At 38.4% G+C, this 11,594-nt stretch carries 15 protein-coding genes; 3 read left to right on the top strand and 12 right to left on the bottom strand.

Features of this window, described 5'->3' with window-relative positions; genetic code table 11:
• The first annotated feature begins 299 nt into the window (after positions 1–299).
• From BM000_RS16670 to BM000_RS16660, 3 genes are read left to right on the top strand one after another with little or no spacing between them, the layout of a single operon-like run.
• Entirely contained in the window at positions 300–446 is a 147-nt protein-coding gene (locus tag BM000_RS16670) for a lmo0937 family membrane protein (RefSeq protein ID WP_143063938.1), read from the top strand.
• A 36-nt stretch (positions 447–482) separates the two neighbouring features.
• Positions 483–632, top strand: a complete 150-nt coding sequence (locus BM000_RS16665) for a lmo0937 family membrane protein (protein WP_143063937.1) — start codon at positions 483–485, stop codon at positions 630–632.
• Between the two features lie 19 nt (positions 633–651).
• Positions 652–789: a lmo0937 family membrane protein gene (locus BM000_RS16660; RefSeq protein ID WP_143063936.1), complete on the top strand. Its 138-nt coding sequence runs from the start codon at positions 652–654 to the stop codon at positions 787–789.
• Positions 790–828: 39 nt separating this feature from the next.
• Here the strand turns inward: BM000_RS16660 and BM000_RS12320 are convergent, their stop codons facing one another.
• The 12 genes from BM000_RS12320 to BM000_RS12265 all read right to left on the bottom strand — a co-directional run bounded on the left by BM000_RS12320 (position 829) and on the right by BM000_RS12265 (position 11,590).
• Complete coding sequence (locus BM000_RS12320) at positions 829–1,440, bottom strand: SGNH/GDSL hydrolase family protein (RefSeq protein WP_177178298.1); 612 nt, start codon at positions 1,438–1,440, stop codon at positions 829–831.
• A 218-nt stretch (positions 1,441–1,658) separates the two neighbouring features.
• Positions 1,659–3,341 (bottom strand): sensor domain-containing protein, encoded by a 1,683-nt coding sequence (locus tag BM000_RS12315; protein WP_091498865.1) that lies wholly within the window; start codon positions 3,339–3,341, stop codon positions 1,659–1,661.
• 96 nt (positions 3,342–3,437) lie between these two features.
• Positions 3,438–6,086, bottom strand: coding sequence for a cation-translocating P-type ATPase (locus BM000_RS12310; protein WP_091498862.1), 2,649 nt, complete (start codon positions 6,084–6,086; stop codon positions 3,438–3,440).
• A gap of 290 nt (positions 6,087–6,376) precedes the next feature.
• A complete protein-coding gene (locus BM000_RS12305; protein WP_091498860.1) occupies positions 6,377–6,553 on the bottom strand; it encodes a YjfB family protein in 177 nt (58 codons plus the stop codon).
• Positions 6,554–6,588: 35 nt separating this feature from the next.
• The gene (locus BM000_RS12300; RefSeq protein ID WP_091498857.1) at positions 6,589–6,993 is read right to left on the bottom strand and encodes a hypothetical protein; all 405 of its coding nucleotides are present in this window, start codon (positions 6,991–6,993) and stop codon (positions 6,589–6,591) included.
• 47 nt (positions 6,994–7,040) lie between these two features.
• The gene (locus BM000_RS12295; RefSeq protein ID WP_091498855.1) at positions 7,041–7,361 is read right to left on the bottom strand and encodes a hypothetical protein; all 321 of its coding nucleotides are present in this window, start codon (positions 7,359–7,361) and stop codon (positions 7,041–7,043) included.
• A 29-nt stretch (positions 7,362–7,390) separates the two neighbouring features.
• Entirely contained in the window at positions 7,391–8,224 is an 834-nt protein-coding gene (locus BM000_RS12290) for a flagellin N-terminal helical domain-containing protein (RefSeq protein ID WP_091498852.1), read from the bottom strand.
• 101 nt (positions 8,225–8,325) lie between these two features.
• The gene (locus BM000_RS12285; protein WP_091498851.1) at positions 8,326–8,865 is read right to left on the bottom strand and encodes a hypothetical protein; all 540 of its coding nucleotides are present in this window, start codon (positions 8,863–8,865) and stop codon (positions 8,326–8,328) included.
• Between the two features lie 24 nt (positions 8,866–8,889).
• Positions 8,890–9,102 (bottom strand): helix-turn-helix domain-containing protein, encoded by a 213-nt coding sequence (locus BM000_RS12280; protein WP_091498848.1) that lies wholly within the window; start codon positions 9,100–9,102, stop codon positions 8,890–8,892.
• Between the two features lie 9 nt (positions 9,103–9,111).
• A complete protein-coding gene (locus BM000_RS12275) occupies positions 9,112–9,594 on the bottom strand; it encodes a DUF2975 domain-containing protein (protein WP_091498846.1) in 483 nt (160 codons plus the stop codon).
• Positions 9,595–9,815: 221 nt separating this feature from the next.
• A complete protein-coding gene (locus tag BM000_RS12270) occupies positions 9,816–10,508 on the bottom strand; it encodes a phosphocholine cytidylyltransferase family protein (RefSeq protein WP_177178297.1) in 693 nt (230 codons plus the stop codon).
• Positions 10,509–10,537: 29 nt separating this feature from the next.
• Positions 10,538–11,590, bottom strand: coding sequence for a pyridoxal-phosphate-dependent aminotransferase family protein (locus BM000_RS12265; RefSeq protein ID WP_091498841.1), 1,053 nt, complete (start codon positions 11,588–11,590; stop codon positions 10,538–10,540).
• Between the last annotated feature and the right edge of the window lie 4 nt (positions 11,591–11,594).

Here is an 11,594-nt window from a genome sequence, read left to right as displayed (position 1 = left end):
CGCCTTCTCGCCGATTTAGCGCACCGGCTCACGAATTTAACCTAATCCATCCGTGAATTAAACGATTTAAATGCTATTCTTCCTAGATTCCGATAAAAAACGCAACACTTCGTTGCTCTTTCAACGAAATACTGCGTTAATCCACAAAATATTATGAAATTTATTATACCAACTGAATGAAACTAACGCAATAGCTAGTTGTAATTTCCTATTTTTAAAAGCAAATTGTTTAGTTTACTTCTGAAGGGGTATGTTATAACTAAATCAAGTCGCACAGACAAATTAAAGGAGGATAAGACATGATTTGGACTATAATAGGAATACTTTTACTTTTTTGGTTAGCGGGTCTATTACTTGAAGTTGCGGGTGGACTTATTCATATTCTGCTCGTTGTAGCACTGGTCGTGTTTATCGTAAACATGATTAGAGGTCGCTCGAAAGCTTAACAAGTTTTTAACATATAAAACTAGGAGGTACTACAAATGCTTTGGACAATAATTGGGATATTAATATTAGCGTGGTTATTAGGTGTTATTTTTGAGATTGCAGGTGGATTAATTCATACACTACTTGTTATTGCGTTAATCGTTTTTATTTTCAACCTGATAACAGGTCGAAAAAAAGGCGTTTAGTCGGTAGGAGGTAACCATTATGTTTAGTACGATTATTGGAATATTACTGCTTGCATGGCTGATCGGGTTCTTATTTGATGTCGGTAATTTAATTCATATTTTACTTGTCATCGCGTTACTCGCTTTCATTGCCCGCATGATTAGAGGTAGTAGATAATAGCAAGTGGCTGGTGCTAAATATACACCAGCCACTTTTTTAGATCGTATCTAACCACGTCTTTGCCATTAACGCATTGCCTGTGCTACTCATATGTACACCATCAATCGTAAGTGGACAATCCGGGACCTTTGATAAATAATCAATAAAAGCTTGATGTGTTGGTACAATAGTTAATCTGAATTCTTTAGCAAGCTTATTAACAATCTCCACGTATGGCTTTAATAATTGATTGCCTTTTGAATCCCTTTGCTCCTCGATAACAGTTGGCTCCATTAGAATAATCCTTGTATTTGGAAGTTTTTCATTCGTCTGCTTAATTAGATCACGATAAAGCTCTTCAAATTGCTCTGGCATTACCTGATCAATATTAGAATCATCTATCTGTCGCCAAACATCATTAATCCCAATTGAAATTGATAATTGATTCGGTGCAAGCTCAATAACGTCTGTTTGCCAACGTGCAACAAGATCGGTTACACGATTTCCACCAATCCCTCTATTTATAATCTCAGGTATTTGATTTGGTTTTTCAAGGGCAAGATGGTCTCGAATATTACGTACATAATTATTACCAAGACCCTCTTCATCTTCAAATCTGCCCCATTCTGTAATACTATCACCGATAAAAAGGTAACGCTCTCTTTCCATGTTCAATCCTCCATTCGCAATCGCTTTCTTTATTATTATGCCATAAAAATCGACAAAAGAAAGCGTTATTTTGCTACCAAAAAATAAATTGATGAGATTCTTTCCCACAATGATTGTTAGCACGGCATGTTTGTAACTAAAGGTATGACCAAAGTGCTACCTCTAAACGAAACAGACTTTTACGGACTGTTGATCTGCGATAGAATAGTCTCATTTTATTAATCCTTACCTAATGATTCTTCCGGCATTCTCTGATCATGAATGACAACTTTGTTCTTACCTGTTCGTTTCGCTGCATAAAGTGCCTGATCAGCTGCTCTAATAATCGAGTGGGTTGTTATCGCATAATTTGTTGACATAACTGCCCCAATACTTGCACCAACTAAGTATGTCTGGTTATTAATTTGATAAGGTTTAAGCAAGGCATCCTCTATGCGATTAAGCACGCGCATTAAATCATCTCGATTGCCGATCTCTGGTAGCAATAAAATAAACTCATCTCCACCCAGACGAGCAACTGTATCCATTTCCCGTACCGATAATGCTAGCCGCCTTGCCAGTTCAATTATGACATCATCACCAACATCATGTCCATTTGAATCATTAATTGCTTTAAAATCATCCAAATCTAACATGGCAACTGCAAATGGATTTTGCTGGCGCACATAAAGAGCGAGTACCTGTTCAAGTCTGGCATTAAATAAGCGTCGATTAGCCAGTCCCGTTAACGGATCATGATAGGCAAGACGATGTAGCTCTTCTTCATGCTCCTTACGTTCCTCAATATCACGGGCAACAACAATGGTATGCTTATAGGTACCATCGCTAGCAAAAACGGGTTCTAGATGAAGCTCAAACCACTGATAATGCATAGCTTTATTCATTAAGCGAACCTCAAGCTTTTGTGTTTCCTTTAAGCTGCTAAGCTGGGCAAGGCGTTGCTCTAGCATTTCCGAATAAGCAGGATCACAAAGTTCAAGTAAGGTCATCTTTTGAAGCTCACTTGTTTGATAACCTAAGACAGGCTGATGTGAAGGTGATAAATAGACGTAGTTTCCGTCTTGATCAAGTAATTGAATTAAATCAGATGAATGTTCAGCAATTAAGCGAAAGCGCTCCTCGCTAGCAACAATCATTTCTTTGGCAAAGTACTCCGTTGTTCTATCCTTTAACATCATATAAACACCTTGCACTTGGCACTCGTGTACCATTGGGATCATTTTCACTTGCAGAATAATCTGAAAGTGATCGACTCCATTCACTTTAATATCAATGGTACGTGCATTACCGTTAGTAGTTTGGCGGAAACTTTCCGCTAGACAATCCTTATCCTCCGTTACAATCGCTTCGAACACGTTACCTCTATTGTCTTGATTAGCCATTAATTTCATTAACTGGCGACAAGCCTTATTCATCCGAATGATTTTTCCAGTTAAGTTTAGGTAAGCAATTGCATCGGTATTTTCATCAAAAAGGGATTTATAACGTTGACGGCTCATCCGCAGACGTTGCTGGCTTTTACTCTCCTGCTCCTGTGCCTGCTTCATTGCCGTAATATCCTTTGTTACAGCAATGATATGCGTGACACGACCACTTTCAATGATTGGCGATAGCGTTGTTTCACTAACCTTGTTGCCATCCGACGAAATAAAATAATTATCCTCATAAATACAAATCGCCTTACTCCTTAACACATTTCGGTATTGCTCAGTAATTATAACCGCCTGGGTAGGCGGATTCACATCATGAATTGTCTTACCAATCACAGCATTAGTTATATTAAGCTTTTCCCTTGCGGCTTGGTTAATAAATTGATAGACAAATTGATCATGTTTGCCAACTTGCATCACAAAAACCATATCTTGAATATTGTCTAAGATTGTTTGCGTTGTTAAATCCATGATGGGCACCACCTATCCTTAATTCATTCTATTATAGCATTATGCTTTCACCTTAAATAGTAGACGAAAAAAATAAGTAAGCTGGCAATTGCCGGCTTACTTACTTTTAAAAGCATGATGAAAGACATATTTTACAAGCTCCATCATAAAAACTGCGGCTACAGCGAGACCTGAGGCCATTAACCATTCATTCATGCCAAACTGATCAGAAATTGAGAAGACTAATCGCAGCCCAGGTAACACCGTTAACAAGTATAAGCCAAAACAAATGGTTACTGCGCCTAGAACATACTTATTTGTTAGCAAGCCCACTCCAATAATCGTCTGTCTATTGGAACGAGCCGCAAAGGTTTGTAAGGTTCGTGAGATAATTAAGGTTGTAAAAGCCATTGAGACCCCAACCTCTGCTGAGACTTGCAAGCCGATTAAATGAGCTGCGATAACGGCTAGGCCAATAATCGTCCCTCTTGTTAACACAGAGCGTAACGTCTCACCGGCAAAGATACCTTCATCCATCGAACGTGGCTTGCGATTCATTACGTCTGGTTCAGCTTTTTCCATCCCGAGTGCAATAGCTGGTAACGAATCATTGACTAAATTAATAAATAGCAGCTGCAGTGCGGTAAATGGATTTGGCAAGCCAATGATGACTGCATACAGGATGGCGATAATTGCACCTAAATTACCTGAGAACAAATATGCAATTGATTTTTTAATATTATCAAAGACTGTTCGGCCAACCTCCACAGCATTCACAATTGAAACAAAATTGTCGTCTGTTAAAATCATGGCCGCAGCATCTTTACTAACATCTGTTCCACTTCCCATTGCAATCCCAATATCAGCTTGCTTCAATGCTGGCGCATCATTGACACCATCACCAGTCATCGCTGATACCTGACCTTTACTTTGCCATGCCTTCACAATACGAATTTTATTCTCCGGAGAGACACGAGCATAGACTGAAATGTGCTCCAATTGCTCGGTAAGTTCTGTGTCACTCATGGCATCCAACTCTTGACCAGTAACAGCAACGTCATCAACAGCCATTAAACCAATGTCACGGCCAATTGCTTCAGCTGTTGTCTTATGATCACCTGTAATCATCACCGTTTTAATACCAGCTTCTTTCGTTTCCTTAATTGCGTTGTAAACCTCATCTCGTGGCGGATCAATCATGGCCATTAAGCCTAATAAGACAAGATCCGATTCATCAGAAAAGCTAAGCTGTTGTTTAGTTTGATCAAATTTCTTGTAAGCAAAGGCTAATACGCGTAAAGCCTGTTTAGAAAATGCTTCATTTTGATCAGTAAGCTTTTGGCGCCAATCCTCATCAAGAGGAAGCTCCTGCCCATTTACCAAAATATACGTAGCGCGATTAAACAACACATCTGGCCCACCCTTGGTTAGCATCATACGCTCACCACGAATCTTATGCAAGGTCGACATCAGCTTGCGATCAGAATCAAATGGCAATTCATCAAGTCGTTCATGCAGTTCGCGGAGCTGATGATAATCCTGTTTATTCAGCTCAGAGAAATTAATAAGGGCAACCTCTGTCGGATCACCAACCTCGGCACCTTTGCCATTAATATAACTATCATTACAAAGCACCGCTACATCAACCAATAAGCTTTCAGAAGCAGTCCAACTCGTCGGACCTTGATCAATTGATTTACCAGACTGTCTTGGAATAAAATAATCCGTCACCGTCATTTTATTTTGCGTTAGCGTTCCTGTCTTATCCGTACAAATAACACTAGTCGAACCCAATGTTTCAACAGCAGGTAACTTACGAATAATCGCATGGCGCTTCGCCATCTTGTTCGTACCAACTGATAAAACAATCGTCACAATTGATTGCAAGGCTTCAGGAATAGCAGCTACAGCTACAGCTACGGCAAACATTAATGCCTCAAGTAATTCGGTCGATAAATCAACTGGCTGATTTCCTAACCAGATCCGCCCTGCTTGAACAGCAAATATCCCAACCGATAGTAACACAATCCACACGCCCAAACGCTTACTAAAGGCATCCAGTTTACGCTGCAAGGGCGTTTGCTTTTGCTCAGCCGTATTAAGGAGATCAGCAATCTTACCTATCTCCGTTTTTAACCCAATGTCAGTGACAACTAATGTTGCCCGGCCATTTGTCACAAGCGCACTACTAAAGACCATATTCGTTCGATCTCCAAGTGCTACCTCATCGCTAATGGCATTAACAGTTTTATCCACAACTTGTGACTCACCTGTAAGCATTCCTTCATTTACCTGTAGCGAACCACTTTCTAAAATACGACCATCAGCCGGAATATAATCACCTGCTTCAAGAAAAACAATATCACCCCGGACTAGCTCACGTGCTGGAATCGTATGCTTCTCACCACCTCTAATGACCTTAGCCTCTGGTGCCGACATTTGCCGAAGTGCTTCTAATGAACTCTCCGCTTTTTTCGTTTGGACCACGCTAATGATAGCATTTAGGATAAGCACAAGCATAATGACAATGGCTTCAATATATTCCCCTAACAAAAATTGAACGGTCGCTGCAACAAGCAATACCACAACCATTGCATCTTTAAATGACTCCAAAAAAAGCGCTAACGTCGATTTTCGCTTTGCTTCCTCAATCTCATTGAAACCTTCTACTTCCTGACGCTTGATCACTTCGGCTAAAGTCAAACCCTTATAATCAGCCTGTAACTCCTCTAGTACTTGGTCTCTTTCCTGCTGATAATGCATCATTGAACACCATCTCCTGACTTTGTCTATAGTTATAACCATTCCGAGCTTCATTCACTCTTCTTTCAGCTGATTGGATAAGATTCCTTTTTCAAACATAAAAAAGACCCTTACCAATAAGCTCCCGAGTTATCAATTCGGAAAATCATTGGTAAAGGTCTTGCTAACAACTGTAGTTGTCAATAACGCCGGAGACAGTATATCTCGTAATGACGACATTATTGCTGGAGCTACTCCCCTTTATTGTATCTTCAGTTTACGCCTGCTCCACGTAAAAGTCAAGCATATTTATCCTAAACCGATACGTCTATATCTGCTCCCAAATAAGGATGAACAGGCTGCTCAAGTAAATCAATCATCTGATCGGCCTGCTGTGTCGCTTGCTCCATTGTTTGTTTCATTAAACTAAGCGATACTTGCTGTTTTAAATATGTTTGGCTCATTGCCATTGATAATTTTGCAATATCCATTCATACACCCCGTTCTATTTAAAGTTCTTACCTTATTAATCTGTATCAAGTTCATTAACAATGACTGAAGCACTATCACCTAAGTAGATAATCTGCGTGCGCCCCTGTTCATCAATCCAGCGAAGACGATTATTACTATGTTCAATATCAAATTTCCCTTGGGTACGATAAATCTCCACACCAGTCATTGAGTAGACGACAAGCTCTCTTGTGATCCCACCGGTATACTCGCTTCTAAAGCTGCTCAGTGCGCGTTGAAAACTTCCAGTTCGAGTTAGGGGGATAGTCAACAAAACGCCTACAACAAGGACAACAATGATTAGGCCAACATAAGTGGTACTAAGTCCCTTTTTATTATTAACATAGCCCTTATAAGCATAGTAAATGAATACCGACGCAAGACACAAAATAATAAACCACAATAAAATCATAATGCCCATTTAATCATCCCCATTCTTATTTATACACTATTATAGAATTTTCTCCATTAATGCAGCACATATGGGTGAAACAAAGCTTCAAGCTCACGTTGCCAAGCTGTTGCTTCAACAATTAACACTTCAACTGTTCGTTCACCATTATCATAATGGGCCAAGATATCTTGAAAGTTTGAATCAAGTTGATGCTGTAATTTAATATCAAGAACCTTTAATGCACGCATTACTGAAGCATAACCATTTGCTACATCATGTATGCCCTCTAGCCACTCGGTATTGCTCGCTTTACTAACGTGTAAAACGACAAGTGCTTCAAGCATCGATTCCGTTATTGCTAAAATTTGACGCATCATGCTAAGCTCTTGTTCCATTTACTACACACCAATCTTTTATCAAAAATCTATTTCTTCGGATTAAAGGTCATTTGCAATAGCTGAAGAACACTTTGTTGCTGTTGCATAGCCTGCGCCATCATTGTCTGCGCAACTTGAGCAAGCATACTATGCTTGGTATACATCATCATTTCCTTCGCCATATCAGCATCGCGAATTCTTGATTCTGCAGCCGTTAAGTTCTCTGCCATCGTCGTTAAATTATTAATTGTATGCTCAAGCCGGTTTTGTTGTGCGCCTATCCGCGAGCGTTCCGACGAGGCACGATTGATCGCTTCATCTAGAATCCCAATTGCGGCATCGGCACCTTCTTGTGTTGAGATATCAATCTCATTCACGCCTAAGCCAAGCGCGGTCACATTACCAATTGATATTGACATATGTTGACCCGCATTTGCGCCAACCTGAATTTTCTTATCTGCAAATTCACCATTTAATAAAGGTTGTTTGTTAAATTCAGTATTTAATCCGATCTCTGTTAATGCCTCACGCAATTGGTTTAATTCATATTGCAAGTCCTGCCGCTCTGAATCAGAGTAGGTACCTGTTGCCGCCTGAACACTTAATTCGCGCATCCGTTGCAAAATAGCATGACCTTCATTTATGGCTCCCTCAGCAGTCTGTAACAATGAAATACCGTCCTGAGCATTACGAACAGCCATATTTAAGCCACGAATTTGTGCACGCATTTTTTCAGAAATGGCCAATCCTGCAGGATCATCGGCAGCACGATTAATCCGCTTACCCGTTGACAGTCTCAACATTGAACGCTGCGCCAACGCATAATGCTGAGACATACTCCGATAAGCGGCTAACGCTGCCCCATTATGGTTAATGCGCATGTCCATCAACTCCCCACCGTCTTTATTCTAATATCGGCTTGGTTTAACTTTTTTAAAGTAAATGTTAGCCACTTTATAAGAAATTTGAATCGTGACTTTTATCACTTTTTTGTATGATCGGCTTTACTAAATCCTGTAAAGATAAAACAGGCTAATGCTGCAATGATTGTGGTCATACTCACAGCTAACCAAGCAAATGTCATCATAAACGTATCCTCACCTGGATAAGATGGCTTCACTGTAAAATATTGAAAAGAAGAATAGCAAAATAAACCAAGGTAGAAGCTGCTACCAATCAAACCTAACTTGAGTCGGTTACGCTTTGACCCTGACCATGCTCGATTACATACACTCCAAACATAGAGACTTACAATCACAACACTAATCATCAAAATATTATGCACGTAAGGAATATTAATTACAAATAGCAGATTTGCTAGCAGAGCGGCAGCAAAGAACAGACTTGCATTAACAAGAAAGACAAGCCCACCAGCTAGCCAAAATGATTGAAACCAATTCTTCTCTGCTAACTTATGAGCAAGTGAACGTTCTCTAATTATCATACTAATAACTTTATTTTTACAGACCATAATTAGGATCATAGCCAACACACCCATGTAAAACTGTAATGTAAAACTCATGTTTCTCCCCCAATAGCAGTTTCTCTAATCTTGATCACTGCGGTATTCTAATAAATCACCCGGCTGGCAATCCAAAGCCTTGCAAATAGCTTCCAAAGTCGAAAACCTAACTGCCTTTGCCTTGCCGTTTTTTAAAATAGATAGATTGGCCATGGTAATGCCGACCTTCTCTGTCAGTTCGGTTACCGACATCTTTCGCTTCGCCAGCATCACATCAACATTCACTATTATCGCCATTCCATCACCTCAAATCGTCAATTCATTTTCTGCTTTTATCGCAAGCGCATGGCGCAGTAGTTCTTGTAGTACAGACGCAAAGAAAATAAGTACAAGCGTAACAAAAACAATCGTAATCGCAAAAACAGCAACTGTTTTAAATAACACGCCTAACAAGCCTAACCAAATCACACCAATGACATAAAGGCAAATAATGAACAGAGCACAGTGCTTAATTCGAGTTAGTGCCTTCACAGCAGCTTCGGAAAAGGCTTGCTGCTGTTCAATATAGTGAACTAAGCGGTAAGCATTAAAAAGTGCGATAAAAAATGGAATGGCTGAGAGATAGATACCCACTAGAACTGGTATTGGATAATACCGTGCAATATCCTCCAAATAACTAGCGGTTAATTGATTTAGCTGCACGGGCAGCCAGAGCAAGAGAAAGATTAGGACTAATCCACCTAAGACGAATGTGGTTAGCTTTAGGAATAATGTTGGCGTAAATTTCATTGTGCACCTCGTTAAAGATTTATTTATTATAGTCTATATTAATAAATTATTTATTGAATATCAATAAAATTTTATTCCTTATTGACATTTTAACAACATAATTAAAAAAACAGCTAGTTTAGAACACGATTTATAAAAAAGTGCTGTAAATTAGCTGCATTAATTATTTTAAGTTTTTTAAACATTTATAGATATCATAAACTGAAGGAAAAGGAATATGCTTATATCTTGCTAAGAAGATAGTCTTGTATGTATTGATAATCCTCAATTTGATCAATTTCAGACCAAAAACGATTACCTATATCACTTACATAAACCTCTTGTCCAGAATCAGATAAATCATAGAGAACCTGCTCCCACCACTCGTTATAATGACCTGAATCAATGATAATTTCAAGTTTTCTTTTAAAAACATCAATAAACTCACCTGATAATTTAGCAATTCCAACATATTCGCCTGTCCTAGACTCAAGTGGTAATTCTTTACCATAACTTATTAGACGACTATTCTTATATTCAAAGAAGAAATCGCCAATTGTTTTTCTTTTAGCATCCACAAGCATGGTTGGTGATCTTTTTTCATTTAGTAAAAAATCAATTAGATCTTGCTCTATATAAACGTCACCATTCATAATTATAGTCTCTTCATCTACAAGAAAGCTTCTAGCAAACCACAGCGAAGCAATACTGTTGGTTAATTTATAAAAAGGATTATAAACTACTGTAATTGGAAGGTCATCTATTTCTTTTAAGATCATTTCCTTTTTATATCCAACAACAATACAAACTTCATATGCATTTTCAAGAAAGAGCTTAATAGTATTACGTATTAATGAATCTTTACCAATCTTTAAAGTGCTCTTTGGAATTTCATTAATATCATTACTAATTCTTGTACCGCAACCTGCTGCCATTATAATTACCCTCATATTTTCTCCAACTTTCAAATTTTGTTCAATATACTAAGTAAGCGATCAATTTCTTCATAAGTAATAGAACCAACATGACCTATTCGCAAAAGTTTATGTTGCAACTCTCCACCGATAGGATTAACCATTATTTGATACTTTTCTTTTAGTGTTTCATATATTTTTTCAGCATTATCTTTTGGACAGATAACTGGTGTCATAATATTTGATAATGGATATTCGGGTATGCTATACCTGTCTAAATCAAGCTTATCTCTAAAGAAAACAGCTCGATCTCTAATCTCATTCAAGTAGTTTTCAAGGCTTATTTTATCTATATATTCTAAGCGTTTATGTGCTTGCAAAATAGTTGATACCGCTGGTGTATAAGGTGTTTGACCTCTTTCAACATCAACAAAATATTTTGACAAATTAAAGTAAAAAGATTTGTTAGCAACACCCTCCATCCTAGTATGCGTCTTTTGATTTACAATTACAAATGAAAGTCCAGGAGCAACAGCTAGACCTTTGTTCGAACTTAGGATGGTTACATCTATTGAATATTTATCCATTTCAAATGGATCAGCTAGATATGAGCTTATCGCATCTACCACAAGAATTAGATTATTTTTCTTACAGAAATTTGATAGAAGTTGAATAGAATATAATTGCCCTGTAGATGTTTCGTGTATATTTACGAGCAATCCAGTAAAATATTTGTTTTGGAATTGTTCTAAATGTCCCTGTGAAAGTGTCTCTCCATAAGGAAGATTTAGCTCTTCAAACGGGATATTGTGCACAGCACATATCTCAGCAAATCTTGCACCAAAGCCACCACCGTTAACAATGAGCAACTTATCTGTATGGTCAAACACATTTATAACAGCAGCTTCCATTGCCCCCGTCCCAGAGCTTGTTAGAATAGCTAGTTTTGAATCACTCACAGTTCCTATTGTTTTTTTGAGAAGTCTATCCAAATCAATTGTAATATTACTAAATTCTGGCGTACGAAAATATGGCACCTGCTGGGACGATAATTCAAGGATATTTTTATCCATCTCTACTGGCCCAACTGTAAATAATGTCATTTTA

The organism is Amphibacillus marinus (assembly GCF_900110345.1).
Lineage (GTDB): Bacteria > Bacillota > Bacilli > Bacillales > Amphibacillaceae > Amphibacillus_D > Amphibacillus_D marinus.
This window is presented reverse-complemented; position numbering and strand designations above follow the sequence as displayed.

Bases quoted from the DNA above. Each gene is read 5' to 3' on its own strand.
- BM000_RS16670 (WP_143063938.1), top strand. From the start codon at position 300: ATGATTTGGACTATAATAGGAATACTTTTACTTTTTTGGTTAGCGGGT.
- BM000_RS16665 (WP_143063937.1), top strand. From the start codon at position 483: ATGCTTTGGACAATAATTGGGATATTAATATTAGCGTGGTTATTAGGT.
- BM000_RS16660 (WP_143063936.1), top strand. From the start codon at position 652: ATGTTTAGTACGATTATTGGAATATTACTGCTTGCATGGCTGATCGGG.
- BM000_RS12320 (WP_177178298.1), bottom strand. From the start codon at position 1,440: ATGGAAAGAGAGCGTTACCTTTTTATCGGTGATAGTATTACAGAATGG.
- BM000_RS12315 (WP_091498865.1), bottom strand. From the start codon at position 3,341: ATGGATTTAACAACGCAAACAATCTTAGACAATATTCAAGATATGGTT.
- BM000_RS12310 (WP_091498862.1), bottom strand. From the start codon at position 6,086: ATGATGCATTATCAGCAGGAAAGAGACCAAGTACTAGAGGAGTTACAG.
- BM000_RS12305 (WP_091498860.1), bottom strand. From the start codon at position 6,553: ATGGATATTGCAAAATTATCAATGGCAATGAGCCAAACATATTTAAAA.
- BM000_RS12300 (WP_091498857.1), bottom strand. From the start codon at position 6,993: ATGGGCATTATGATTTTATTGTGGTTTATTATTTTGTGTCTTGCGTCG.
- BM000_RS12295 (WP_091498855.1), bottom strand. From the start codon at position 7,361: ATGGAACAAGAGCTTAGCATGATGCGTCAAATTTTAGCAATAACGGAA.
- BM000_RS12290 (WP_091498852.1), bottom strand. From the start codon at position 8,224: ATGCGCATTAACCATAATGGGGCAGCGTTAGCCGCTTATCGGAGTATG.
- BM000_RS12285 (WP_091498851.1), bottom strand. From the start codon at position 8,865: ATGAGTTTTACATTACAGTTTTACATGGGTGTGTTGGCTATGATCCTA.
- BM000_RS12280 (WP_091498848.1), bottom strand. From the start codon at position 9,102: ATGGCGATAATAGTGAATGTTGATGTGATGCTGGCGAAGCGAAAGATG.
- BM000_RS12275 (WP_091498846.1), bottom strand. From the start codon at position 9,594: ATGAAATTTACGCCAACATTATTCCTAAAGCTAACCACATTCGTCTTA.
- BM000_RS12270 (WP_177178297.1), bottom strand. From the start codon at position 10,508: ATGGCAGCAGGTTGCGGTACAAGAATTAGTAATGATATTAATGAAATT.
- BM000_RS12265 (WP_091498841.1), bottom strand. From the start codon at position 11,590: ATGACATTATTTACAGTTGGGCCAGTAGAGATGGATAAAAATATCCTT.